This is a genomic window from Ruminiclostridium papyrosolvens C7, from assembly GCF_000421965.1.
Taxonomy (GTDB): Bacteria; Bacillota; Clostridia; order Acetivibrionales; family DSM-1351; genus Ruminiclostridium; species Ruminiclostridium papyrosolvens_A.
Genome location: NZ_ATAY01000028.1, coordinates 62111 through 86006 on the forward strand (window position 1 = coordinate 62111; position 23896 = coordinate 86006).

General features: G+C 36.6%; 35 protein-coding genes. 1 reads left to right on the forward strand and 34 read right to left on the reverse strand.

Annotation, left to right across the window (positions count from 1 at the left end; genetic code table 11):
- Positions 1–36: 36 nt before the first annotated feature.
- The 3 genes from L323_RS41330 to L323_RS29590 are packed head-to-tail and all read right to left on the reverse strand — an operon-like array spanning position 37 to position 2070.
- Positions 37–186 carry a hypothetical protein gene (locus L323_RS41330; RefSeq protein ID WP_020815270.1) on the reverse strand — a complete coding sequence of 50 codons (150 nt, stop codon included), beginning with the start codon at positions 184–186 and terminating at the stop codon, positions 37–39.
- Entirely contained in the window at positions 186–515 is a 330-nt protein-coding gene (locus L323_RS29585; protein ID WP_020815271.1) for a hypothetical protein, read from the reverse strand. Before L323_RS29585 ends, L323_RS41330 begins: the two co-directional genes overlap by 1 nt.
- 13 nt (positions 516–528) lie before the next feature.
- Complete coding sequence (locus tag L323_RS29590) at positions 529–2070, reverse strand: hypothetical protein (protein ID WP_020815272.1); 1542 nt, start codon at positions 2068–2070, stop codon at positions 529–531.
- A gap of 104 nt (positions 2071–2174) precedes the next feature.
- Here L323_RS29590 and L323_RS29595 point away from each other — a divergent pair, with 104 nt between their 5' ends.
- A complete protein-coding gene (locus tag L323_RS29595; protein ID WP_020815273.1) occupies positions 2175–2681 on the forward strand; it encodes a hypothetical protein in 507 nt (168 codons plus the stop codon).
- 11 nt (positions 2682–2692) lie between these two features.
- Here the strand turns inward: L323_RS29595 and L323_RS29600 are convergent, their stop codons facing one another.
- The 31 genes from L323_RS29600 to L323_RS29735 form a co-directional block, all read right to left on the reverse strand.
- Entirely contained in the window at positions 2693–4468 is a 1776-nt protein-coding gene (locus L323_RS29600; RefSeq protein WP_020815274.1) for a phage tail spike protein, read from the reverse strand.
- Positions 4461–5306 (reverse strand): phage distal tail protein, encoded by an 846-nt coding sequence (locus L323_RS29605; RefSeq protein ID WP_020815275.1) that lies wholly within the window; start codon positions 5304–5306, stop codon positions 4461–4463. Before L323_RS29605 ends, L323_RS29600 begins: the two co-directional genes overlap by 8 nt.
- 12 nt (positions 5307–5318) lie before the next feature.
- Positions 5319–8729, reverse strand: coding sequence for a tape measure protein (locus tag L323_RS29610; protein ID WP_020815276.1), 3411 nt, complete (start codon positions 8727–8729; stop codon positions 5319–5321).
- A gap of 170 nt (positions 8730–8899) precedes the next feature.
- Complete coding sequence (locus tag L323_RS29615; protein WP_020815278.1) at positions 8900–9205, reverse strand: hypothetical protein; 306 nt, start codon at positions 9203–9205, stop codon at positions 8900–8902.
- Between the two features lie 120 nt (positions 9206–9325).
- Positions 9326–9472: a hypothetical protein gene (locus tag L323_RS41335; protein ID WP_020815279.1), complete on the reverse strand. Its 147-nt coding sequence runs from the start codon at positions 9470–9472 to the stop codon at positions 9326–9328.
- Positions 9473–9524: 52 nt separating this feature from the next.
- Complete coding sequence (locus L323_RS29620) at positions 9525–10226, reverse strand: major tail protein (protein WP_020815280.1); 702 nt, start codon at positions 10224–10226, stop codon at positions 9525–9527.
- A gap of 1 nt (position 10227) precedes the next feature.
- Entirely contained in the window at positions 10228–10629 is a 402-nt protein-coding gene (locus L323_RS29625; RefSeq protein WP_020815281.1) for a DUF3168 domain-containing protein, read from the reverse strand.
- 2 nt (positions 10630–10631) lie between these two features.
- Complete coding sequence (locus tag L323_RS29630) at positions 10632–11060, reverse strand: HK97-gp10 family putative phage morphogenesis protein (RefSeq protein ID WP_020815282.1); 429 nt, start codon at positions 11058–11060, stop codon at positions 10632–10634.
- Between the two features lie 7 nt (positions 11061–11067).
- Entirely contained in the window at positions 11068–11418 is a 351-nt protein-coding gene (locus L323_RS29635; RefSeq protein ID WP_020815283.1) for a phage head closure protein, read from the reverse strand.
- Entirely contained in the window at positions 11415–11702 is a 288-nt protein-coding gene (locus L323_RS29640; protein WP_020815284.1) for a head-tail connector protein, read from the reverse strand. The genes L323_RS29635 and L323_RS29640 overlap by 4 nt, the downstream gene beginning before the upstream one ends.
- Positions 11650–11841 carry a hypothetical protein gene (locus L323_RS29645; protein ID WP_020815285.1) on the reverse strand — a complete coding sequence of 64 codons (192 nt, stop codon included), beginning with the start codon at positions 11839–11841 and terminating at the stop codon, positions 11650–11652. Before L323_RS29645 ends, L323_RS29640 begins: the two co-directional genes overlap by 53 nt.
- A 60-nt stretch (positions 11842–11901) precedes the next feature.
- Positions 11902–13056, reverse strand: coding sequence for a phage major capsid protein (locus L323_RS29650; protein ID WP_020815286.1), 1155 nt, complete (start codon positions 13054–13056; stop codon positions 11902–11904).
- Positions 13057–13100: 44 nt separating this feature from the next.
- A complete protein-coding gene (locus L323_RS29655; RefSeq protein ID WP_020815287.1) occupies positions 13101–13835 on the reverse strand; it encodes a head maturation protease, ClpP-related in 735 nt (244 codons plus the stop codon).
- Positions 13810–14082 (reverse strand): hypothetical protein, encoded by a 273-nt coding sequence (locus L323_RS29660; RefSeq protein WP_020815288.1) that lies wholly within the window; start codon positions 14080–14082, stop codon positions 13810–13812. The genes L323_RS29655 and L323_RS29660 overlap by 26 nt, the downstream gene beginning before the upstream one ends.
- A complete protein-coding gene (locus L323_RS29665; protein WP_020815289.1) occupies positions 14054–15334 on the reverse strand; it encodes a phage portal protein in 1281 nt (426 codons plus the stop codon). Before L323_RS29665 ends, L323_RS29660 begins: the two co-directional genes overlap by 29 nt.
- 4 nt (positions 15335–15338) lie before the next feature.
- Positions 15339–15515, reverse strand: a complete 177-nt coding sequence (locus tag L323_RS41340; RefSeq protein ID WP_020815290.1) for a hypothetical protein — start codon at positions 15513–15515, stop codon at positions 15339–15341.
- Positions 15502–17226: a terminase large subunit gene (locus L323_RS29670; RefSeq protein WP_020815291.1), complete on the reverse strand. Its 1725-nt coding sequence runs from the start codon at positions 17224–17226 to the stop codon at positions 15502–15504. Before L323_RS29670 ends, L323_RS41340 begins: the two co-directional genes overlap by 14 nt.
- On the reverse strand, positions 17223–17690 hold the full coding sequence (locus L323_RS29675; RefSeq protein ID WP_020815292.1) for a phage terminase small subunit P27 family: 468 nt from the start codon (positions 17688–17690) through the stop codon (positions 17223–17225). Before L323_RS29675 ends, L323_RS29670 begins: the two co-directional genes overlap by 4 nt.
- A 115-nt stretch (positions 17691–17805) precedes the next feature.
- A complete protein-coding gene (locus L323_RS41185) occupies positions 17806–18018 on the reverse strand; it encodes an HNH endonuclease (RefSeq protein ID WP_131451047.1) in 213 nt (70 codons plus the stop codon).
- Between the two features lie 215 nt (positions 18019–18233).
- Complete coding sequence (locus tag L323_RS29680; RefSeq protein WP_020815293.1) at positions 18234–18728, reverse strand: hypothetical protein; 495 nt, start codon at positions 18726–18728, stop codon at positions 18234–18236.
- A 231-nt stretch (positions 18729–18959) separates the two neighbouring features.
- Positions 18960–19598, reverse strand: coding sequence for a tyrosine-type recombinase/integrase (locus tag L323_RS29685; RefSeq protein ID WP_031341989.1), 639 nt, complete (start codon positions 19596–19598; stop codon positions 18960–18962).
- A 289-nt stretch (positions 19599–19887) separates the two neighbouring features.
- Positions 19888–20412 (reverse strand): hypothetical protein, encoded by a 525-nt coding sequence (locus tag L323_RS29690; protein WP_020815295.1) that lies wholly within the window; start codon positions 20410–20412, stop codon positions 19888–19890.
- 132 nt (positions 20413–20544) lie between these two features.
- Positions 20545–21051, reverse strand: coding sequence for a J domain-containing protein (locus L323_RS29695; protein ID WP_020815296.1), 507 nt, complete (start codon positions 21049–21051; stop codon positions 20545–20547).
- Between the two features lie 35 nt (positions 21052–21086).
- On the reverse strand, positions 21087–21329 hold the full coding sequence (locus L323_RS29700) for a hypothetical protein (RefSeq protein ID WP_020815297.1): 243 nt from the start codon (positions 21327–21329) through the stop codon (positions 21087–21089).
- Positions 21330–21370: 41 nt separating this feature from the next.
- Positions 21371–21571, reverse strand: a complete 201-nt coding sequence (locus L323_RS29705; protein ID WP_020815298.1) for a hypothetical protein — start codon at positions 21569–21571, stop codon at positions 21371–21373.
- Between the two features lie 3 nt (positions 21572–21574).
- The gene (locus tag L323_RS29710) at positions 21575–21922 is read right to left on the reverse strand and encodes an HNH endonuclease (RefSeq protein WP_020815299.1); all 348 of its coding nucleotides are present in this window, start codon (positions 21920–21922) and stop codon (positions 21575–21577) included.
- On the reverse strand, positions 21923–22222 hold the full coding sequence (locus L323_RS29715) for a hypothetical protein (protein ID WP_242835263.1): 300 nt from the start codon (positions 22220–22222) through the stop codon (positions 21923–21925). It abuts the gene before it with no gap.
- 5 nt (positions 22223–22227) lie between these two features.
- Entirely contained in the window at positions 22228–22866 is a 639-nt protein-coding gene (locus tag L323_RS29720) for a hypothetical protein (RefSeq protein WP_020815301.1), read from the reverse strand.
- A gap of 1 nt (position 22867) precedes the next feature.
- Positions 22868–23284: a YopX family protein gene (locus L323_RS29725; RefSeq protein WP_020815302.1), complete on the reverse strand. Its 417-nt coding sequence runs from the start codon at positions 23282–23284 to the stop codon at positions 22868–22870.
- Positions 23285–23302: 18 nt separating this feature from the next.
- Positions 23303–23569 carry a hypothetical protein gene (locus tag L323_RS29730; protein WP_020815303.1) on the reverse strand — a complete coding sequence of 89 codons (267 nt, stop codon included), beginning with the start codon at positions 23567–23569 and terminating at the stop codon, positions 23303–23305.
- Complete coding sequence (locus L323_RS29735) at positions 23559–23867, reverse strand: hypothetical protein (RefSeq protein ID WP_020815304.1); 309 nt, start codon at positions 23865–23867, stop codon at positions 23559–23561. Before L323_RS29735 ends, L323_RS29730 begins: the two co-directional genes overlap by 11 nt.
- Positions 23868–23896: the final 29 nt, after the last annotated feature.

Genomic DNA, 23896 nt, shown 5'->3' on the forward strand with positions numbered 1-23896 from the left:
CTTTTAGGTCGTAATATTATCCAATTATGTATGTAATTAAGGTATATCAACAATCAAATCCTGCCTACCATCCGCAATTAACATGTTGTCTGTGTCTGATTTATACGGTTTAAAAAAAGCTGCAGAAAATACTGTTTTATAATCCAATTTACCCTCTTCAATTTGCCATGCTAAATAAAATGCCATTATGCATTACCTCCATTCATAATATTATTTATACTGCTAATCGCTTCCGGATTAGATCCAATTTGCATTGATAAAAGTATATTTATTACTTGTGTCATACTCTCAACATACGTTTGTAACTGAGTGTTTTGAGCTTTTAGTTCCTCAACCTCTGTTTTTGGTACGTCTTCGAATATTGGTTGAGGGCGTCCGCTTCTTAAGTCAAAATTTTTTACTTTTTTACCATTCGGAACATTAATTATAATTGACCCAGCTGGTTCTTCAAAGTGTGTTCCTGCCATAGAGATAAGAATATTCCCACTCCATCCGTATGTAAATAATGTATCCATTTAAATCCCTCCTTTAGTCTCCCAAACCTATAGCCATGAATTTTACTTCTGTATAAGTCATTTTTGCCGTTCCTGCACCTTTGCAATAATATTTAAAACCGTTTGTTAAAAAATCTGATGGACTAGCAATAGTCAATGGTGGTAAATAATACGAACCACTGTTAAATATATTTACACCTACACCTAAAATATTTGGATAAATACATGCTACAGCATTTTGATAAAAAGAGTAATCGCTACTTTTGAATGAAAAGATAACTATTTTAGGGGCAAATGGTAGATTATTGACTGTGCCTGTGTAAGTCATTGCACTAGTTTGTGTTGGACTTTCAAAGTTTGGAATAGTGCCTATAACAGATTTCAAATTATTAGTATTTGTTCCAACTCTCAACCCATCCTCAGTACCGAATATTATACCTGCTGTTACATGTTGTTCTTGTACATTTCCATAGTCCCCCCCTTCACCCAAGCACTGAAAATTTTCTGCATCCCGGATAAACGAATAAGTTCCTGCTTTTGGTTTGAAATCCGCTCCCCCTGGTTTAATTAATCTTCTTGGTGTACCGTCAGATGATATGTTCAATGTGGATGTACCGGTTGAAGCAACATTGAATTTAACACTAAATTTGGACCCGTCAGATATGTTTTTTGAGTTTGTTATGCTATATGCATTATCTGTATTACTTGTAACTCCAAGATGCGGCAAATGGTTCGTATAATCCGACAAATGCGTATTGATTGTATTTTGTAGTTCCGTCTGTACCTGTTCAGATTTTTGGTCTGTATAGGCTTTTGCTCCACTCAATGCCGTATCTGCTTTAAGCTGTGCCCCAGATTGAGTTTCATAGCCAGACATGTTATTGACTAAATCTATTAATTCCTGTTCGGATTCTTCTAGCCTATCATCAAGAGTATTAAATGTTTTTGATTTTACAGCTGAGTTTCTTGCCAAGGCAACTTCTGGATCCTTACTGGAATTTACAATTATCGTATCTATTTCAGATTTAGCTTGATCGAGTGCAGCTTTTACATTGTCTTTGCCAATAAAACTTCCGGTATAACTTACATCTTGTGCGTTGTGTTTATTTAGAGTTCCGGCAACATGATTATCAAACCTTGTCCTATTGTTATTTAATGCTTCTTCAACCGTCCCCCCTTCTTCTAAAGAGTCATTTGTAATGCTGCTTGCTGTGTGCCTGTTTGTATCTCCTGCATAATGAGAGTTTAATTCCGTCCTATTATTTTCTATCACTTCTTTTATGCTACTACCTTCTTCGGTAGAGTCGTTAACAATCGTACTTGCAACATGCTTATTTAATGTCCCTGTATAGTGAGCGTTTAATTCTGTCCTGGCATTATCTATCACCTCCTTTACACTTTCCCCGGGCTCCGCAGAATCATTAGTTATTGAGCTTGCTGTGTGTCTATTTGTGATACCTGATATATGGTCATTAAAAAAGTTCTGTATCAGTTCAAAATTTGATTTAACCACTGGATACCACTGCTTTATTGTCTTAATAAGCTCCGTAGGCCAGTTTGTATTAAGATTTAGCATTTTACCACTCCTTTACAATTTTTGGTCTTCAAACTATTAAATGTCACATTTTTGGTATATACTGTATATAGAATTAATAAATTAATAGGTTTGGAGGTTTTATTATGAAAAAATTTATTTCAGGATTTTTAGTTGGAGTACTTTTAATAAGTTTTACATCATTCATTTTTGCCGAAGATAACTCACAAACATTGGTATCTAAGATATATCAAAATGCAATGGGAGATATATTCAAAGTATTTAATAAAAATAATAATTTACAAGTAAAGTTAGGTTCAGCAAGTGGCACAGGTGATAACTCTGGTGGTACATTAATACTTTATAATAATGATGAATCTAAGCCTCGTGTATCTTCAAGCGTTCGTGCTGACACTGACAGTGGGATGCTATCACTTCAGAGTGGGGACATTGCTCGGCTATTAATATCCGGTCAGCAAAAGGATAATCAATCAGGCCTTTTTTTATATAATCAAAATGGTAAATGTGTAACTGCAATCAGGGAAAGTTATGGTTATATAAATAATCAGCCTATAGTCACTCAAGACGAACTTGTAAAAGAAATATCAAAATTACAAAAACAAATAGACGATTTAAAAAAGCAGGGGCAGTAATGCCTCTGCTTTTATGTATTATGGCTATTTGCTATGTGCTGAGCAATAGCATTATCTACGTAGTCAGTGGTTGCAATATTTTTGCCACCAATTGTCCCACTATTAGATGTAAAAGTACTCTTTAACTGGCCGTTGTTATCGTACAAAAAAATGCATGGGCCTCCTTGGTCTGCGGCAATATAAACATTCCCAATATTATTTGCCCCATACAATACCATAATGCCACTGTCATAAAGTCCTCTTGTACCTAAAGCAACTCTAGGCTTTGCCAGAGAGTCGTTATATAGAACTAAAGTTCCACCAACATTTTGTCCCCCAGAACCTTCTACTCCCATTTTTATGTTTAAATTTCCTTCGTTATCATAGATTGATATCTTTCCACCATTTGTGTCCTTATACATGCTTAGCAACAAACTACCAACATCCGATATTTGTTGTATCTCTACACCTTTCAAGATACCTACTGTTATTAAATCAGCAACAAACCCATTACCATCTCCGAACGTTCTAAAATCCCAAGAACCGTCAGATTTACGTTTATTTGCAATTGCAAGTACTCCGTCAACTATTGTAATAGCAGAGTTGTTTCCGAATTCCCACAAGTCACCAGTTCTATGTATAGACAGTTCCTTTTTTAATCCCGAATAGACCACTTGTTGTATATTGCCTATAAGATTTTCAAGCCATGCTGCTTTAACCTCTCCTGCTTGATTAGTAACATTATTTAATTTTTGCGATGCATTTAGTCCAGCTACTGCAGCATCGTTTAAAGTTTTTGGAGGCTTACCTAATATAACCGTAGATTGCTGAGGACTGTATGGATATTTTGTATATTTCGTAAATCTTTGCACCGATTCAATTTCAAGCACGTTGCTTTTTATTTTCACCGAATCCCCTATATTTACTTTAAAATTGTTTCCATAGAGCTTGTATAACTCAATGAATTTCAATCCGTATGTAACACTAACCCTATCAATTCTTTCGGGATTTTCAGGGCTGTATTCCCAAAGTGCCTTTTGATACAATTCTGTAGGGTCTTCTGTGTCATATTCTTTGAACCCTTCGATCACCCCATACAAAGCTATACCCTCAGTACTATCCAAATATCCTTTTGGAGCAACTGTAGATGGCAACGGCATACCATTTTTACCAGTAGCATATAACCTGGTAACGATACCATTACCGTCCTCAACATCACTTAGAGATTGCAGATTGTTTGATAATGTGAAGTGTAGCCCAGTGTCTTTGCCAATTCGATGTACCAGAGCTATATTATAATTGTCAATATACAGTTCGCCCTTCCCGATGTTCTCAATTACTTTTTTGGCAATACTCAGTGGAGTTTCTTTTGAACACCGGAATATATCGGTCTTGTCAGTTACCCATGACATTCCAAGTGCAGAAACTTCTTCATCAGTCATAATATGAAATGCTGTCCCTGTAAAAGCTGTAAGCATTATTCCCCTCGGTGTGTAACCTATTTGGTCTGGAAAATCAGGAATAAGCTTTTGACTTGCATCATATATAACATGCAAACATTCAACGGACTGTTTTAGAATTCCGTTTTTCTCACGGATTTTTTTGTATATACGGAATTGCTGACCTTCACATATAATTTTGTTTCTTTGCTGCAAATACTTCCATTTTTCATTATCTCCGGGCATATCAAAGTTAAGACTATATTCTCCATTTATTTCTCTTGTTACACATACGTTTTGAGCTTCTTTCAAGACAGCTAATCCGTTCCCAGAAAAGTTAATTTCATTTTTATCATAAACTTTAAGCATAATTTATCACTGCTCCATTTAAAAATTTAAAGTCAAAGGTTACTGTTACCTCGCCTGTGCCATCAGATGTTATTGTTAGTTCATTGTTACCTGGTACAAATTCCAAACCTGTTCCGGATAAAAGAGGCATTACATTTTGACCGTTTTTCGTTGCTAAAGTCTTTTCACAGTCTATTATCAGGATGTCCCCAGTTTGTATGGTTCCGTTATATACAAACTGTTTTGTTCCTGATGCAAGGGTTAACTTCGTAAATGTACCTGTGATACTTAATATAGGAGTGGTATACCAATCGCCAAAATTATTTATAGTAATTTGTTGACTACCCTGAGAAAATGTATAAGTTGGATTTAAGTCCAAGTCAATAGGTATATCGCTTTCAATATCTATCTTATCTGTATCTAGAGGCACACCACCTGCAGCAGAATCAAGAAACCATTTTGAGAAAGGTTTTACCCGAAAATATACAGAAGCTACACCAATTCTGGAAAGTTCATAGTTTATCTGGTTGGTATTCTCCACTTTTGCAGTCCAGACCGTTCCCGGCATATCGTCAAATTCGAGTGTTTTCCACCCTCCAAATAGCCAACGAGCTACTTTTGTAAGGAGTAAATGTATCTCGGACATGTTTCTTCCAACAACTGATATAGTCCCTTCAAACACCCTGTCGTTATAATGTTGTCTGCCATCCTCATTAAATTCTGAAAAATCAAAATCACTATCTGAGTCAGATAGTGATTCATAGTAGGTTTTTGCCTCTGGCATAAATGGTCTTTGGGTTGTTTTCCAGACTACCGGTATAGTACTACTGTGTACACCATTTATTGATATTCCGTACATTTAATACCCCCCTTATGTTAGACCTTGCAATCCGGACGTAAGCATGTTTCCAAAAACATTAGCACTTACCGAGTCATATATAGTATTATTATTAGTCTGGTTTATTACTGTCTTTCTGACTGTCGGTACTTGCTGTCCTGTTAATGTGCTACTTGGATTAATGTGTGTTACAGCATCAATCAAGGCTTTTACCTTTGCGGTTGCCTCTTCCATTTTGCCTGCTGCTAACGATGCATAATCCCCTATATTTTTTAATAAATCCTTTTGCTTTTCATCAAGCTTTGTATATTCGTCACTTATTGCATCAAGACGGGCTTTCCGGGCTTCTTCTGCCTGTGTCTGCTGTTCTTCTAAAGCATCAAGCTTACTTTTCTTCTCAATGTCCCTTTGTTCTTTTGCAGCCTCTTTGTTAAGATCAGCAATTTTGTCCCGGATTTCGTTTAGCCGGTTCTTTCCCTCTGTAGTAACTGCATCCCTAAATATTTGTTCTTGCCTTGCGAGGTCTGCAAGCTCTGTGTTCCTGTCCGCTTTCTTTTCATTTTGCTCTATCAGGTCATATTCAGCTTCAATCTGTTTTTTCCGGGCATCGTACTTTTTCTTATCATAGTCGGCTTCTTTTTCAATTGCTTCTTTTCGACTATCAAGTATTTTTTTTTGTGCATCCACTTCGGCAGATATTTCATCCTGCAAGGCCTGTTTCCTGATATTAAATTCCGTTTGGTCAAGGGATTTAAGCTGTTCTAAGTAGTCCCTGTAGTTGATAACTTTTTTATTGTAATATTCTTTTGTATAGGCCCTAATCTTTTCGTAGGAGGCTATTTCTTGTTCTGCAGACAACTTCCCGTAGTTTTTTTGTGCGGAAATCCATTGCTCTGAGTTTTTTAGTCTCTCCTGGTACTCATCTTTTTGAGCTTGCAGTGCATTTTCCTTTGCCTTGTCGTTATACTGCTTTATTTCAAGGGTATACTGCTGCCATTCAGACGAGCCTGATTTATAAAATTTATCCCTAAGCGTTGCAAGCTTTTTATAGTATGTAACCTCTGATATATATCCCATATCAAAACTAAATTTTAGGTCGTCAAATTGCTTTTGTATTGCTTCTTTTCTGGCTCGTTCAGCATCTTTGTCACTGCCTTTAGACGGCAAGAGCGGTGGAACATATGTAGAGGTCTTCTTGGGTGCTTCATTACCTGAATTCCCGTACTTTTTTGCATATTCTGCTGATAATTTATAGGATTCCTGTATTTCTTTTTCTGATTCTGATATGCTTTTATTTACATCAGCAAGTTGCTTTTTTAGTGTGTCACCTTTCTTTACGGTTTTATAATCTTTACCTATAGTCCCGAGAGTGCTATGAGTAGCAAACTCAAGTATGTTTTCGAGGCTCAATTTCCCTTTGTCATTAATTGCTTTTACTGCTTTTTCATTCTCCGCTATTTCTTTTTCTAACGCCTTTCGCTGATCTTGCATATTTAGTATGTTTTCAGCGGCGGCACCCGCTTTTTTATCTGCTGCTTTTACAAATAAAAGCTGTTTATATGCATCTATCGCATTGTATACAGCACTTATTTGCTTATTTAATTCACCTGTTTCACTGTTTAATGCTAATGCCAGATTAGGTATTTTTTGATTCAGCTGTTCTACTATTTGAGCCATGCGGTTTTTCTCGACAGTTGTCTTGTTTGTTTTTCCGCTTAGCCCTTCAAGCTCTTTTGCTAATCTCTGGGCCATTGAAATTTCAATCATTGACGATTTTGTTTGCCTGTCTATTGATTGTATATTGCTTTCGTACTCTGCTTTTAGGTCTTCCGTTTTGTCGATTAGTTTATCAGTTTCCGACTGTGCTTTGTTTGCATTCAATGCATATGTTACTAATGCTCCACCGACAATACTGATTACAGCTGCTACTAATCCCCACGGTGATTTTATCAGACTTGCATTTAATACATCACTGGATACCTTCGCCGCATCAAACCCGGCTTTAACTGCAAGTACTGTAGCACTTAATACATTAAAAGCTTGGGCTGCAGCATTTATAATTGATGTTATTGCCATTGCAGCTCCTACCGCTATAAGTACGTCTTTCATTTCCCATAGGATTTCAATGACTTTTGCCACGTATTCAATAAACGTTGCGATATTACGGCCCCAATCCTCAGCCATTTCGTCAAGCTGTCCGTTTGCTGACATTTCATTTATAGTATCTAATAATGAACTTAACTCACCTTTAAGGTATTCAAAGCCTTCTGAACCAACATCACGAGCAAACATACTTACATTATCTTTGAGCGTCGACCACATTCCTTCCATGGTCTTTGACTGTTTTTCCATCATCCCGTGGAACTTGCCGCCTTCGCCTGTCATTCTTTGTAATGCAACTGTTACAGCCTCAGCACTAATTTGACCGTTTTCAACCATCTTTCTCATTTCAGCGGTTGTCTTGCCGTACATCTTAGCCAGTGCCTCCAGAAGTGGAACACCATTCTCAGCAAATTGCCTAAGTTCTGTACCATAAAGTTTTTGATTGGTTACTACCTGACCGTAGGCAAGGGATATCATATCCAACTTTTCAGGGATACCCATGGATATATCGCCTAACATCTGCATGACACCGGCAACATTTTTTATATCTACACCATACGCAAACAAGCGTTTTTCAGCTTCCACAGTTTGCGGAAGAGTAAAAGGTGTTACAGCTGCAAATTGGGTTAACCTATCCATTTCCTTTTGAGCTTTTTCGGCACCACCTAATAGGACTTCAAAGGCTGTCATGTTCTGCTCAAACTTTGCGTTATCACCTATAAGTGCTTCGTATAAGGTTTTTCCTGCATATCCTATTGCAAGGCCTTTTATGAGAGTGTATATATTAAGCAGTTGTCCTGATGCAGTAGTGACGTTTTGGGTGCTTTTAATGTTTCTAGCCTGTTCGTTGTTAAGTTTGTCAATTTCCGAACAGGTTTGCGATACTGCAACTTTGAGTTTATTTTCAGCTATCTGACTATCAAGTATTTTATTCTTCCAATTTCCAACGGCCTTATCAGCCTTTGATAATCTTGAAACTAAATCATCATATTGCTGCTTTAGCTTTTGTACCTCTGCTGCGGACTTGTTCTCAGCATTTGCAGCATTTTGATAAGCTTGTTTTGCAGCTTCAACCTTTGCAGAAAGTTTAGACTGTGTATTAACCGCATCGTCTAGACCTTTTTTCATTGCGGCGGTTGCAGCCTTTAATATTTTTGTCTCTGCCTCAAACCCTTTTAATTTGTTCGCTGCAAGTGCGAATTTATCTCCTGTCGCCTCTATTGCCAAGTTTGTTATTTCAAATTCTTTTTTGACGTTTTTCAGTGGGGCAACCATGCTGTTTACTTCTTGTGCAAATTTATTGCTACTAAAACCAATACTTATATTCGGGTTCTTTGCCAAATTCTCACCACCTTATAACATACCCATGATAGGTGCATTTGCTGCTTCTATTTCATCTTTTGTGGTTTCTTCATCAGGACTTAAAGCTAACCAAAGTAGAATGTCGAAGTCTTGCTTATCGACTTCGGATGGTAATAACTTCATTTTCATAAAAGTCTTGTAAAGATTTCTTAGTCGCCCACTCCCGGCCCTTGAACCGTTTGTGGGCTTGATGAGTTTTTTGTTTCTTCATCTATGCACAAAAACCAATCAAGTATTTTACCCGTCGCAGCTCTTAACTCTTTAATATTTAATGTATCAATTATTTCATCAGTCAAAATAGTCCCTTCAAACATTTTTTGTAGTGCCAATCTCGCCCCTGTAGCAAGCCCTCCGTCTTTATATCTCTCATCATCTATAATACATGCGTGTTTAAATGTAAAAGGCTGTGACACTACCTTTTTACCGTTGTATTCTAATACTATTGTTCTTTGCATGATTTAGCCCCCCTTTCGTAAGTTCATGAATTCCTCATTGCTAACTACCTGTATTTTCCTGTCAGGCTGCAATGTGTTTGCCATCCTAATGACTGACATAAGTATTTGTTCGTTTATATATCAAATTCCGTTTTGATATGTAATAAACAGATTCGGTGTACACCCTTTTGGAGTAAACAAATCATGTATAGCTGTGCCTATCTTATTCCTTTGGCAGTTATTACAGGATTCAATATTTACCCCTACTTTAATGTCATTAACTTTCATAGAGCCTCCAAATAAATAAGGGCAGCTTTCGCCGCCCCCTTAATTATTTATTTTATATCACAACAAACTTTGAGCCATCCCAGTAATGATGTGTATCATCAGTTGTAAGATGATAGATAACCCCAGGTGTTCCCGTTTCTGGTAATGCTGCAACTGCTGATACTGTGGCAGGCTGCCCATATACCTGATTACTCACATTTGCAAGCTTTTCAAGTGTTGCTTTACTAAAAAATGTCTGCCAAAAGTTAGGATCAGACGATTTTCTCGAATATATCCACTGTCCGTCTGCTGCCCTTGTTATTGACGATGCCGTCATAGAATCATACTGTGGAGTTACTCCATCAGCAGGCTTTGTGTCAGCAGTGCTATTTGATGGTGCAAACTTTGTTTTTAATAGCCATGTATATAAGCCTGACCCATCATCAAAGGTTCTCATATAGCCTAAAGCTACATATGGAGGTTTATCAGTTGTTCCTCCGTATACTCCACCGTCTGAATCTTTAGGCCTTCCAAGAAGAAAGGATTCCTCTTCTAATGTGCAATATTTTCTCTGTACAGTTACATCTGCTCCAATACATTGTGTTATGTCTTCATCTATTAGGTCGTCAGCTACAACTTGTGCTCTGTTTACCTTTGGGTTTACTCCTACTTGTTGTACCTTTGGTAAAGCAACAGGTACATTGTATGTAATTGCTCCTTCAACATCGTTCACTATTTGGGCATAATGCAAGCGTTTTACACCTATTTTTATCAAATTATTCACTCTCCTGTTCTAATAATAAATAAACCTCTACTACCTTGTGATATACCTCCGTGTCCTGCTCATAGATTTTAGCTCCAAGTTTTACCGTACACAGGAGGTTTGTCTTTAGTATTTTTTTAACCCTGTTTGTAACGTCAAACAGAATTGTTTCATCTTTTGTCCATATATCTACCCTGACATTTACATCAGACATTGTAGATTCATCATCTGCAGCTGCTTCGTCCGTGTTAACAATTTCAAATAGAGTTATCCGGGGATATTCATCAGCATTTGGAGCTACGGGACTGTTATATATTCTAAAAAAGCCTTTTCCAACATCTTTTCCTCCAAGTAATGTTATTAAGGTTTCATCTAAGTTTAATGTCTGATACACTAATGCCTCTGCATCCTGCAATGTTATCCCTCCATATATTTGTCAAATTCACGGTTAAAAGCTTCTTTCATGGGTTCTACTGCTGCGTCCCTAGCTGCTCGGTATGCTTTTTCTATAAATGGGTGTGCCGGTGCCTTTGTTGTACCGTTCTCAACATAGTACAAATATTCAAACTTTCGGTTTAAGGCTCCAACTAAGCGATATCTGTTTTTTGTCCTTTTTGCTATCCGTGTTTTTGATACAACAACATTATCCCTTGCATGTTCTTTATCCCTTTTTGAGTTTGGCGGCATATTTCGTATGAAAGCCTGTCTTGCAGGTTCGCTCCCGGCATCAAGTACATTTTCAGCTATCTGTGCGGTATATATTCCCATTTTTTCAAGTTGATTTATCATTTTGTCAAATTCCGATATATCAAACCCGTTCTTACCGCCGTGAGCCCCTATATTCATATAGGTATCACCCCTCTTCAACAATGTAGACTTTGAATGTTATTATCTTATTTTCTTCTCGGATATTATCAATAGGCGGTAGAATACCGTAACGCTTACCCTTGTACAAAACGGACATTTCAGACGTTAAGCCAGGCGTGTACCGTATGGTGACATTAGCTGTAGCCTTTGACTGGACGGCGGCAGCAGCGTAAAATTCATTACCGTGTAGCCATACCCATTTGGCCCAGCGGAATACCTCTGGCCGTTCTTGAGTTGCTCCAAAATCAACCCAAGTTTCAACAGGATGTCCTTTGTTGTCTATGTTTTTTGTTTTCTGCTGTATCCGGATACGGTGCTTTAATTCTCCTGGATTCATATTATTGTCTCCTCTTCATAACAATACTGTAACTGAAGAATTATATTTGACAGACTATATTGCAGCTTATCAGCTTTTCCGATTGGCTCTCTGTTTTCATGCCAGTGAACAACAAGCAACTTAATTGCAAGTTTTGCGAGTTCATTTCCTTCGGGTAGCTTACATCCTGCATTTTTCAAATATTCTTCAGCTGCAGTAATAAGTGAAAGAATGTCCAAGTCCTCAGAAGTGTCACTTTCGTCTCCCTTTAGATATTTTTTCGCTTCTACTAATGTCAGTATCATCTTCTTCACCAGCCTTTTTAGCCCATCCTCTGGCAATATAATTATCACCAATCTGCCAAGGCAACTCGACAACGCTGCCATTCTCCAATTCTAAACCGTCCAATTTGATGTCATCGATTAAAATCATATATTTCCCCATTAAGTACCTCCTAGCTGAATTTGCAAAAGGGGAGTTTTTAATCTCCCCCTTCTCGATATCTTAAACTATTGCAGTAACATCGATTTTCCCTTTTACTGTAGCCGCTGTATCCCAAGCCTTATATTGTTCCCTTTCGATTACTCTTAATTCGGTTCTGTCCTTTCTGAAAGCAGTGCCTCCAACGTTTGTTGATGCTATTTCGTACTGCTGTCTGTCGAATTTAATAACAGTTTCTTTAGTGTCTCCTACAAACATTGGGGCGTATTTGGTGGTTGTCCCGGTAGTTGGGAGTTGGCTATTTGGAGCAACTTTCACTTGCTTGCCAAAGAGTATTTTCCCCGAAGGCTGAGTTATATCGTCTTTGAGAAGCGGTCTACCCTGTCCATCAACCAATGTGTCAAGGTACTGGAACCCATCCTGGTTTGTAAGAATAACTGCCGAAGTTGCATGCATAGGGTCTAGGGTAACATTCAATGCTTTCTTGATTGCTTTCCAATCAGCAAATGTAACCTCATTTAATGCATTCAAAATAGCCATAAACAATGTGTTATTTGTTACTATGGATTTTTTACCAATCCATCTTGTCAAGTAGGCTAGTATGTTTTGATCAGTATCTTTTAATAAATCGTTAGGTATTGGTAACCAACCTGCATACTTTTTAATGGAATATGTAATTTGCTCAAATTGAGGGTTTACCATTTCATCTATATCTGCAGTATCATCTGTGATATTCTCAAATGGTGTCATTGTGGCAAGTTTTTCAAGTACTCTGCTACCCGATAAGGTAGTAACTCCTTCAATTGTAGCCAATTGAGATAGGTCGATAAGAGTCCTTTTATACTCATTAATCTTTGTCTGAATGTCCTGAGGAACAATTAATCCTCCATCAGCAGCGGTCCCTTCACTCAATGCAGCTTTAGAATCAAGCATAGATGCTTCGGCCTCGGTAAGGTTCTTACCTCTCAATGCTTTACAAAATGCAGCTTTATATTGCTTTTCTTCCTCTGCTTTATCCTTTTCTTCTCCTCCAATAGGGTTTCCGGCAGAATCTTCAATTGATTCTATGTCCCTAATTAAATCTATTTTTACCTGAATAGATTTTGCTTCATCTGCTTTTGCCTGAGCTTCTTTAATTTTCCCCTCGTCTACAAGAGTCCGTGCTTCGTTTTTAAGTTGTGCCAGTTGCGCTCTTAATTCTCTTTCTTCTCTGGTCATAATATTATTACCTTCCCTTCATAAAATGGTTGTAAAAAAAGACCTTATATCAGGTCTATTTCTAACAATAGTTTTTGTTTTTCAATATCTTCTCTTTCGTTCTGTTTCTGTTGTGTGTTTAAATCTTTAGGAGAATTTTTGTACTTACTGAAGTAATCTGATGCACAAGCAGCAGCTTTGCTTTCCTCCACCACCTCAACATTAAAGTATTTTGAAGCCTCTTCACCTGTAAGCCATGTTTCAGCATTGACCAATTCTTTTATATTTTCTATGTCTACCCCATCAGCAAGGTTTTCTTTGTAAATATTCAGAATCCCTTCGTCAATGCGTTCAAGATCTTCTGCAGCTTTCCTGAAATCATTTGCATTACCCACAGATAATGACCAGGCTTTATGAATCATAAGAAAAGCATTTGAAGGAATTATAATCCTTTGCCCGCACATTGCTATTACAGATGCTATACTGGCTGCTACACCATCCACATATACCGTTTTTTCGGCTCTATGTCTTTTTAACTGATTGTATATGGCTAATCCGGCAAAAACTGAACCACCCCCAGAATTAATATATATATTAAGTTTTGATTTGCCATCAAGTTCTTTGAGGAAGTCTGCTATGTCCTGGGGTACAACATCTGATTCATCCCATTTATAGTTCATAATATCCCCATAAATAAAAAGTTCAGATAGGTCATTACTCTGATTCTTTATTTCAAGGTTTCCACATACTTTTTCTTTTCCGGTTCTTTTATCCTTATTCAACAATTCCAGTTTTGGCACCCGTCTCACCTCCGCTAGTTTCTTTTAGACAGGCATGGCATTTTACTACTTTATCAGTTTCTTGGCTTAATTCCATTCCAAGAATTACTTCCGGATGCCTTCTGCAAACAAAACCTTCCGTATGTCTTGTAATTAACAGGTTATTATCTCTGTCAAGAAATATACACTTTTCTCTGTCATTTCTGTTATTGCGTGATATCTCTGCGCAGAATCTTCCCTCAGGTATTTCCTGTGTCACTTTTATCATTGTTTTTCCCCTTTCTCCATTGTGTTCCAACCTGATCAAGTCTTATATAGTTGCCATTTCCAATAAGCATGTTTGCAACGGGTTCGTCGCTGTATGGTTGCCCAAGTTCTTCCCTCGCTTCGTTGGCAGTAATCATGAAATTATTAACACCTTTTTGAAGCCTATTCATTTGATTTACAGGATCAAGTTTGAATAACTCCCTTGTATCATGTTCTAGTGTGTTGCTATCTGCCAGTTCTGAGGTTGTAAGGAGCTTTCTTGTATTTTCTTCTTTATATCCTTTAAGGTTTGGTAAAAGACTGTTAATATAAAAGTCAAGTTGCTGAGTTTCGCTGTTGCTGTAACTTGACTTGTCATAATTATTAAGTATGTTAGGCTTGATTCCAAATGCGGCTGCAATCTGTAATGCACTATATTTGTTTAATTCAAAAAACTGTGCATCTGTGAGTTTCATATCCAACATTGTTGCCGTTATGCCAAGCGGCAAAGGAATAAACTTTCCGGAACCGGTATTAGAAGAAAATGATTCAAGTTTTCTTACCAATGCACTTTCGCCTTTTATGTCCATATCCCCGGTATACTGGACCATTATCTTCCCGCCGAACATATTTGTCTTATATAGTTTGTTTAAGAACTTCTGTGCTGACATAGCCTGTTCTATTTGAAGTATTAAAATATCTCTTATTGACAGTCCGACTATACCGTCCCAACTCAGTGAACTTTTGTAATGTAATATTTCGTCACAATTAAATCTCCATGACTTTCCACTCCTACTGTCTTGCCAAACATACCATATCCCGTTAGGTATACCAAATATGCCTCTGTTATCAACCCATACCGTGACTTCATTTGTTGGAAGTATCCATAAGTTTTTTACTTGCCCGGCATTTCTTCCTATTCTGTAGTATTCCTGGTACACAAATGCGTTCCCGAAATGATTCCTATTGAGTTCAACAGTTTCCCAAAAAGTTGTAGCCGTCATATATGGGTTTGGCTCTGTATTCAACAAATAATGCAGCGGTTTTCCCCGAATACGTTCTTTCCCTTTTAGAGGATCTTCCCTGTATTGAATTATTGGCAATTTACCCATACATTCACTTAAATGCTTAAGGCATGTAAAATATGTTATCTCTCCAAGTTTTTCTCTATTGGAGCAGCCGGCATCTATGCCAAGCATTTTTAATAATTCGGCACTCCACTCATTATTTACATATAAATCTTTTTTGCTTATTGCTTTTTTTAAAAATCCCACATAATCACTTCCTGTCTGCCTTGGTAATAATTAAGCTGACCAAAATAAGTGCTGCCCCGGTTACATATGAACCTAATATGTAATTAATTTTGTAACTAGCAAACGAAATAAAAAATAGGCCAAGGCAGAAAATAACTTCCGCTGCGCCTATTTGACTTATTATTTTTTTAAATATCTTCATCTCCTCCCCCATAAAAACTATTAATATATTCTTCCGTATGATATTTGCTTGTGTTAACTTGAACATTGCTCCCTACGAATTCTGTATATGCAAAAACAAGTACTACAACCATGTCAATCCTCTGTTTGTTTTTATCCTCTTTTATAAGCATTTCATCATCGCCTTTGCCCTTTGATGTACTCGCTTTGTTCATGTTCCAATCAAGCAATTCATTTTTAACATGTCTTGTTTTGCCATCATAAACAGCCTTTCTATATTCTTTAGTAGCTGGAGAAAGGTTCGTATAGGTTTGTTTTAGCAACACTACATCATAGTCCGCTGACAGTCTTTCCATCATTTCTTTTGCATTTGTAGGGTCAGTTACTATAACCTCTATTTCACATTCGTATTTAACTTCTATATTCCGAATATATTCTTCAACGAGTGTGTAATTAACAGTCATTCCTTTGTGTAGGTCACAATAACCGGCTTTGGCATATGCTTTATAATCAATTTTTTCCCTTCTACTTGCAAGACTACCTTTCGGTAAAAATCCGTGTGACTTACAAAATATAATGTCTTCGTCCTCAAATTCAATTGAAACGGCTGTTAAATCTGTAGTAACTGATAAATCAACCCCAACTTTAACCTTTTTGCCTTTAACCCTCCGTTTAAATTCTTTTTCGGTGATTTCCCACTTCTTCCAATGGTCCATATCAAGGTATTTATTAATTTCATTGCTTTCAAGAAATATGTTACAGTTTTTAGTTAAGTATTCTTCCTGCTCACTTATTTTAACCTTAGCTATTTCCCTGTCGGCTCTTATTTCAGCATAATTTTCCTCAACCCTTAATGGATTAGCCTTGTATAATCCTTCGTCCGTCCATGCTTCTTCTTTACTGCAATAATACAGTAAGCAAAAAATCCTAGGGTTTGTAACAATACCTTTTAAAACAGCCCTATCATAATCCAATTCTTCTAGCATAATAGAGTCGCTCTCAGCATAGGCCGTAGTTGTTTGTATTTGGATAGGATTCAGAACACTTAACTGTCCTTTTCTCATTGCCTGAATATTACTGTTTGTTGTAAATGCTCCAACTTCATCTGCAACAAAGCATGTCGGTCTTATAGAGTTATTTTTATTTGCCTTACTAGTTCTTGGAATATAATAGCTGTTGGTAATTCTACACTTTATAACTCCAATTTCACTTTCAGATACTATAAAGTGTTTCTGGATTAAAGGACTTGCTTTTATTAGCTGGGCCATTGCTTTTCGTGTTTCTTTTGCTAAGTCTCTATCAATGCATATACTGTAAAATTCACTGAAATTTTGTTCAGTAAGCATTAGCAGTAGAATAACTATTGCTGCAATAAAGCTTTTAGCATTTTTCCTTGGTATGAACAATACTACATCCCTGTACCTGAACTTCTTTTTATTTTTTTTATATCTCCATCCAAATATTGCAGAAATAAATAAGGCTTGGAATCCCTCCAAACCTTCTAGTACCTGTTTCCCAGCAACAAAGCCCGTTGCATAATTAAATAATTTTAACAGGTTATTTATTTTTCTAAGTTTCTTTTCGTCAAAATAGAATTCGAAGCTGTCATTGTACTGGTGTTCGTAGTAATCCTGGACAAATATACAACATTGCATTTTTACTTCCCAGGTGGTGATCTCCCTACCTTCAATTACATCTTGGCAATATTTTAATGCTTTGTCTAAAAGAATCATTCCTCATCATCTTCCCTTAAGGCTTTTAATACGGGGTCTTCTTCTTTGTCTTTATTTTCCCTAGCTAAATTCCCAAGTTTTGCTCTTGACTGAGGGGATAGTGATAATTCACTGCAGCAACGATAAAGGTCTTTAGTATATTTATCCTTTGCACTCATTAAATCTTTATTGACAATGCTTCCAATGTTTTTATTTATAATGGTTTCAATTGTCTGCAGACGGTCAACTGCGATAGCACAGGTGGATAGTATGTAAACATCTAAATTAGTTAATATTCCTGTTCTCTTAAGTTCCTCGATGATAAAAGAATATATATTTTTTTGCTGCTCAGACAAATAATCCGGTGGAATGCCAATTTTATCATCCAAGCTTTTTATGCTTTCCTCTGCTGCTTTTCTCGCTTCAATTTCTTCTTTTGTACTATGTCTGCTTTGACTGTCTACCACCTTGCATGGTCTGCTCATATTTCACCTTCTTCCTTCTCTTGTCTCAAACTTTCATTTTGGGAATTTTATTTGACTGAGAGAGCCACTCGGGTGTTGCAACTATGACCGAAAACTTTTTGCTATCCCCCGGGGTCTATATATATTTTTTTTGATACTCTGTTAACAAAGCTCTCAGTTTGTTTTTTACTTCCTCAGTGTAGTTAATGTGGTCTATGCTGTTGTGGCAGGCATGACAAAGAGGTATCAACTCTTTTGCATCTAATCGTTTACTGAAATCACTTCGAATCGGTATAATGTGGTGAACTAAATCACAAGCAGTTATTTCATCATTATCAAGTAAACACATCAAGCATAACCCATTGTATTTGATTTTTACGTATTGGCTTAACTTATCCCAACCATGACTATTATAAAACTCTGTATACTTTATATTGTCCTGGTTGTACCTTATTTCTTTGTCATACCGTTTATATCTATCTTTCCTACATTCACACTTACTGCCTTGTATTATTTTCTTTCCGCATGAACATCTGGTATATATCGCAATCTTTGACACCTTCTTTATATGTTTATAGTTTTTGAGTTTACTTCCTTTTCTTTAAGCTTTGTAAGCTTTTTATTGTTTTCAACTGCATGTGGATCATCTTTCCAACGTGCCTTTTCCCTATTGTTTAAATAGTACTTTTGAGCAGCTAAATCAGGGCCTTTATACTTCTTAACTTCGCTTATAACAACCGACTCTTTTTCAAGAATAGTAGTTCCATCTTCAGCTAACTCTTGGCACTTAACCTTTGTAGCTACTTCTTCCCAGTAAGTATAACCAACAGCAGTCTTGAATACTGCCTGTTCTACTCTTTGATTCTTTTTATCTTTTCCTTCGGATATAACTGCCTTTAAATCATCATTTGTGGCTTTATATTTTTTATATGTTGAGTATCCAACTCCTAACTTATCAGCTATTTCTTTATCGGTTTTATTGTCCTCAACCATTGATTCGATAAGCTTTAAACTACTATCAATTATTTCTTGAACTGACTTAATTGTTCTCACCTCCACATGTAGACTTGGCTCTATACATGAGTCTCTATGTTATTTTTTAAGCATTTTTTATGCAATGTCTTTGTAACGCTTAAATATCAACACTTTGAACCACTTTTTTGAGTGCTTTGTAAATCCGCAATAACATATAGGATTACGGATTTTAATTTTTATTGCATATATTGTAGTTATTTTTTTATGACACCGAAAATAAGTATGTCTTAACTAATTGCGGATTTTAAATTAAAACTATAATTTCCTTCCTGCTATTTTTGCTGCTGACTCTTTAACATCATCATCTAATCCGAGATATCTTTTTGTTACCTCAACACTCAAATGTCCGAGTGCAATTCTTACGTATTCAAGATTGTTTGTTTCTTCAAAAAGTCTTCTTGCATATGTTTTTCTTAAACTGTGTCCGGTAATATTTTTAAGATTGATTTCTTTGTCATCTGCAACTTTTTTTAATATATCTGAATATGCCTTTTCACTGATATATTTACTTCCAAATCCCTTTTGGGAAGGAAAAGCATACTCAGATTTCTTTTTATTTTTTATGTACTTCTTAAGAATGTTCTCAAGTTGTGGAACTATATCATGTTTCCTTTTTTCAGGCATCTTTTTTGAAGATTTAGGATTTTTTCTAATATGAGTTTTCCATGCGTTATACTGCTTTTTTTCCTGAATCTCAAAATGTCCATTCTGTAGTGCTGTCTGAATATCCGATATAGTCAAGTTTATAATGTCCTGAATCCTATACCCGGTTGCAATGTCTATTAAGAATATGGTAATATTTCTTTCTGCCCATTCTCCGCTAATTTCTTCAAGGCGATATTTGAAACGTTCATAATGACTTTCTGGTATTGGTTTAGCAGGTTTCTTATTCATGTATCTTTCACCTGCCTGTCTGCATTTTGTACTTTGCACATTTTGGAAAAATACAAAACCATTTACCTTCTCTGAATGTGCCCCAAACACAGGTTGCACATTTAAATTTATATTTTGCCACCACGGACACATCCTTTCCGAGGAAAACAAAAACGAGGCAAGGTATCCGTCCTTGTCTCGTTAATCCCTGTGAATATTCAATTGATAATTTTTACACTTTAATTCTAACACATAATAAATATAAGTGATTCCAGTATTTTTGCAAATTTTCACAGTATTTTTGCAAACTTTATGTAATTAGCACTTTTATCTTTTTTAAAGCATTTAATCTAAGCAATCTTATAGTTTCCTGATTCTTGTATTTAAAGTTTTTTTCAAAGTTTAGTTGCAAATCAGAACCTTTTAATTTTTCAAAGTAGTACATTTTTATAACAAATTGCTCTTGAAAGGTAAGTCCATTTAATGCAACCTCTATAGTTTCAGTTTCGTCTTTAAGTTCTTTGTATTCCTTTTCCCATGTACGGATATTACTATATACCCCATCAATATCCATTCTGTTTTTATGAATTTGTTCTTCATGATAATTAATTACAGTATTTTCAACCGCACTGTTAAATTCATTTGTTTTTGAACTTGGCGTGTTTTTTATTGTTACGGCAGATATTTGCAATGCTTCTATTGTATCTTTTTCATCTTCTGTGTATGATGTATTTGCTAATTGCAACTCTCTTTTTGCTTTTTCAATTCTGAGGTTAAGAATATTCATTCTAGACTTATTTTTTAGGTATTCCCTCAATGTTTTTTCAACATTCAATACGACTCCCCTCGCTTTCTTCCTCGCAGGCTATACTTACGTTTGTTTTGTTCTGTTACATTTGTAAATCGAATATTTTGTTCGTTTTATATAATAGCACATTGCAGATAGTAAGTACATAATTTATTCATATCACGTACCTTTGATAGTCTTAAAATACTTTATTGCCTGCTCTGCCGATTGCTGCAAATCAATAAAGTCTTTATCATTTCCACCGGCATCCGGATGAAGCTGCTTTGCAAGAGTTTTATACCTTGTTTTAATATCTTCCTCTGTGGCTGGCATTTGTTCAAAACCAAGAGATTTCATAAAGCTTGGAAGCTCAATGACTGGAGGAAGGTATTTCATACCCGCTACCCATGTTTGCAGGTCGTATATACCTCGTTCAACCATTCTGGCCAGATCTTCCAAACTCAATACAATCTGTGCAAATGCATCTGAACCATATTTCAAATTTATACCTCGGCTTTGTGCCTTTTCAACACTGTGATCAAACCTGTATAATTGCCCTTTGTATCGAAATTCTACCCAGCTCCAGTGCCGACTGAAATCATAGTTAAATTCCTTTATTTCAAGACGTTCCATTACTCTTGTAAGCTTTGCCTCATAATTCTCGGCAGCTCCGTACTGCTTTGCCATATCCTCACATCCTCACCTTTTATTCATTATGCGTTCTATTCTTCCGTATTTTCTTCGTAGTCTTGTGCTGTTGCTGCATAAAGCAAATTTGGATTAACGCCCATTGTTTCGGCAACAAACCTTTTTACACCTTCATATGCTTCTTTACAATCTGGGTTTGATGGTGGGTTATCTATTGGCACATCAACTTTTATATAAGCTTCTGCTAATTCACCTGTTTCATTGTCTGATGCAAACCCCAATGATTTATCAGCCCTAAAATAAAAAGATTTTTTCATAATTCCCTCAACTTTCTGCACCTTCGTGCGTAATAGACTAATTAACCGTGCTTATTATCAATTGGCGTGTAGTTATCTGCATTCATCCAAACCCACTTGCCATTGAAATAAACAAGGAATTCGGCTTCCCCTGGTTCTCTGGCCATTCTTGTTGAAGTCCTTACACCGTACACGGATACTGTCATTTTTTTATTGTTTCGATATCTATCCTTTCCATTGACCTCAAATAAGCTTTTAGGCATCCTTTATACCAACCTTTCAAAATAAAACTTCCCGTCAAAAGGCTTTATATATACAATCCCGTGGTCAATGGCTACCTTTACTATGTAGATGTTATAAATTCGTTCGTGCAAGGTTTTCATCGTTTCCCGGAAAGTCTCTAGGTTATCTGCTCGTTTATAATGATTACAGCGTCGACATGACGGGTTAAGATTTTCAAAACTATTTATTTCTTCACGGCTTTTTGACTTAGCCCAGTTCCTTTGCGGTTCGATGTGGTCTACTTGCATATCCTTGAATTCTATTTTTCTTCCGCAGTAAGCGCAATGTCCGTTATATTTTTCGTATACTGCTTGCCTAATTTCTTTTTTCATTTACACCATCCTTTCAAACCCTAAACTTTCAGCTAACCTGTTTATTTTGTATTTCTTCCTAATTTCAATATCCTCTGGTTTTATCTCTAAACGATCATTGACGATAATTTTTAACTGTTCAAGCATGATTTCAACATCCGCAATTTCGTCAATAAGTGCCTTTCTGTTATTACATTCATACTTGAATTTGCATATTTCTTTTATGAGTTCAGACAATTCTTCTACAGCCTTGTCTAATTGTCTAGGTACTCCCTTTATACTTATTGCAGCAATGAGTATCTGTTCCGCATATTTATCCAAGTTCATCACACCCTTTCAAACTCAATAACCCATACCCAGGGGTTGTCGCAAAATTGGTAGGGTTCTTTGTAACATTCATCCCAAGTTTTCAGGAAAGATACAGTATCATTAAATCCTTCTGCTTTTATATCTTCCGGCCTAATAACTTCCAACCGTTCAACCCTCACGTCAGTAACCTTTAAAAACAATCGTGCTGCAGACCGTGGCATATGTATGGACGGAAATTTACGCCATATCCTATCAGGCTTAGCTGCTGAATATGCCCCATTTTTCAAACCTTCTGGATAATCTGTATTAGGTTCATTTGGTGGTGTACCATCTGCTACATAAAAATATCTATTCGAGCCTTTCCGACTACTGTATTCATCATCATCCGGATATGACATTGTCCATGTTCCTGCTTGCCAAAAGCTTTCCCTAACCCAAAGAATGTCACCGACTTCAAGAGACTTATAAAACATAAAATCTTTGCTTGACTGGTCTGCATTTTCTTCCATCCAACAAGCCATTCCACCAACTTCATGCTGTATTACACATTTTAATTGTTCTTTAGGCTGTGGCTTAACAATCCTTCTCGTCTGTGTTTTCTGCCCGGATAAGATGGCCTTAACCATTTCGGTATTAAATAAAATCGGTCTTTCCAACTCAATCACTCTCCTTCATCAGTTCGGGGTTCTGATAAACATTTCCGACAACCTCAAATGCTCCAAAATCACTCCAGATACAATATTGGTTTTTTGTTGACTCATCATTCGCGACAAACTGGCACCATATATTGCAATATGTAACAGGCAACGGTTTATAATGCTCTCTTCTTAACTCTCCGTTACTACCAACTGACCGCCACAATCTTAATATATCCCCCTCGTAAATCTCCCGTCCGTTCTTGTCGTGCAGTCCAGTGTATTGTCCTACTGTTTCGGGGTCAACTTCATGTATCCAGTTCCCAAAATCTTCGGAGCTATCATCGTATATTTTGAATACTCCAAACTGTTTTACCAGATAGCCATAAACCCACTCGCCATTATCTATCCGCTTACCTCTGAATTTAATCTCCCTCAACGTCCTCACTCCCTCTCTTTATCCTCGGTCACATTCAATTACTGGCTTGCCACAAATATTACATGTGGGTTCGCTTTCATAAACGTAATTACTCGTTTGCTCTGCCTGTATCTCTCCATCAGCCATTTTGTCTATTTCTTTATAAGCATCATTAACCCCGGGTTCGTATGTTAAGCAGTAACCATCCTCGCTTATATGTATCCGTTCTTCTATTAGATTCTTCATGCAGCAATCCTCAAAATAGTGCTTGCACTCCGATTTTTCACACATCATATTAATTGCCATCGTCCTCACTCCTTTGCTTTAATCTAGATTCCCAGTGGTCGCAATCACGTTTAATTACATCTGACAGTGAAAAATACTTTGTAAAGTCCAATAAGTCAAATTCACAGCCTATTCCTTTTACCGGTAGTCCTTCGTGTTGTTCTCTTGTATTGAATTTACAGGTTAAACATGTTTTATTTTTCTCGTTATAAAAACAGAATTGTTCGTGAGTATATGTATCTGTGCTTTTGAAGTAGATTCGTGGAGTACGTTTGTATTTCTTGCAGTGCTCACATTGATACACTGTGCGTTCAATCATTCGTCATCACCCTTTCTTGGCTCGCACTT

What these genes read in the sequence shown, in the direction of transcription:
- L323_RS29730 (WP_020815303.1), bottom strand. Translation starts at nt 23,569, where the DNA reads ATGGCAATTAATATGATGTGTGAAAAATCGGAGTGCAAGCACTATTTT.
- L323_RS29605 (WP_020815275.1), bottom strand. Translation starts at nt 5,306, where the DNA reads ATGTACGGAATATCAATAAATGGTGTACACAGTAGTACTATACCGGTA.
- L323_RS29635 (WP_020815283.1), bottom strand. Translation starts at nt 11,418, where the DNA reads ATGAATCCAGGAGAATTAAAGCACCGTATCCGGATACAGCAGAAAACA.
- L323_RS41335 (WP_020815279.1), bottom strand. Translation starts at nt 9,472, where the DNA reads ATGAAAGTTAATGACATTAAAGTAGGGGTAAATATTGAATCCTGTAAT.
- L323_RS29700 (WP_020815297.1), bottom strand. Translation starts at nt 21,329, where the DNA reads ATGAAAAAATCTTTTTATTTTAGGGCTGATAAATCATTGGGGTTTGCA.
- L323_RS41340 (WP_020815290.1), bottom strand. Translation starts at nt 15,515, where the DNA reads ATGAAGATATTTAAAAAAATAATAAGTCAAATAGGCGCAGCGGAAGTT.
- L323_RS29710 (WP_020815299.1), bottom strand. Translation starts at nt 21,922, where the DNA reads ATGAAAAAAGAAATTAGGCAAGCAGTATACGAAAAATATAACGGACAT.
- L323_RS29595 (WP_020815273.1), top strand. Translation starts at nt 2,175, where the DNA reads ATGAAAAAATTTATTTCAGGATTTTTAGTTGGAGTACTTTTAATAAGT.
- L323_RS29590 (WP_020815272.1), bottom strand. Translation starts at nt 2,070, where the DNA reads ATGCTAAATCTTAATACAAACTGGCCTACGGAGCTTATTAAGACAATA.
- L323_RS29685 (WP_031341989.1), bottom strand. Translation starts at nt 19,598, where the DNA reads ATGAATAAGAAACCTGCTAAACCAATACCAGAAAGTCATTATGAACGT.
- L323_RS29615 (WP_020815278.1), bottom strand. Translation starts at nt 9,205, where the DNA reads ATGCAAAGAACAATAGTATTAGAATACAACGGTAAAAAGGTAGTGTCA.
- L323_RS29695 (WP_020815296.1), bottom strand. Translation starts at nt 21,051, where the DNA reads ATGGCAAAGCAGTACGGAGCTGCCGAGAATTATGAGGCAAAGCTTACA.
- L323_RS29735 (WP_020815304.1), bottom strand. Translation starts at nt 23,867, where the DNA reads ATGATTGAACGCACAGTGTATCAATGTGAGCACTGCAAGAAATACAAA.
- L323_RS29585 (WP_020815271.1), bottom strand. Translation starts at nt 515, where the DNA reads ATGGATACATTATTTACATACGGATGGAGTGGGAATATTCTTATCTCT.
- L323_RS29630 (WP_020815282.1), bottom strand. Translation starts at nt 11,060, where the DNA reads ATGAATATAGGGGCTCACGGCGGTAAGAACGGGTTTGATATATCGGAA.
- L323_RS29670 (WP_020815291.1), bottom strand. Translation starts at nt 17,226, where the DNA reads ATGATTCTTTTAGACAAAGCATTAAAATATTGCCAAGATGTAATTGAA.
- L323_RS29600 (WP_020815274.1), bottom strand. Translation starts at nt 4,468, where the DNA reads ATGCTTAAAGTTTATGATAAAAATGAAATTAACTTTTCTGGGAACGGA.
- L323_RS29705 (WP_020815298.1), bottom strand. Translation starts at nt 21,571, where the DNA reads ATGCCTAAAAGCTTATTTGAGGTCAATGGAAAGGATAGATATCGAAAC.
- L323_RS29650 (WP_020815286.1), bottom strand. Translation starts at nt 13,056, where the DNA reads ATGACCAGAGAAGAAAGAGAATTAAGAGCGCAACTGGCACAACTTAAA.
- L323_RS29640 (WP_020815284.1), bottom strand. Translation starts at nt 11,702, where the DNA reads ATGATACTGACATTAGTAGAAGCGAAAAAATATCTAAAGGGAGACGAA.
- L323_RS41330 (WP_020815270.1), bottom strand. Translation starts at nt 186, where the DNA reads ATGGCATTTTATTTAGCATGGCAAATTGAAGAGGGTAAATTGGATTAT.
- L323_RS29675 (WP_020815292.1), bottom strand. Translation starts at nt 17,690, where the DNA reads ATGAGCAGACCATGCAAGGTGGTAGACAGTCAAAGCAGACATAGTACA.
- L323_RS41185 (WP_131451047.1), bottom strand. Translation starts at nt 18,018, where the DNA reads ATGTGTTTACTTGATAATGATGAAATAACTGCTTGTGATTTAGTTCAC.
- L323_RS29660 (WP_020815288.1), bottom strand. Translation starts at nt 14,082, where the DNA reads ATGATAAAAGTGACACAGGAAATACCTGAGGGAAGATTCTGCGCAGAG.
- L323_RS29645 (WP_020815285.1), bottom strand. Translation starts at nt 11,841, where the DNA reads ATGGGGAAATATATGATTTTAATCGATGACATCAAATTGGACGGTTTA.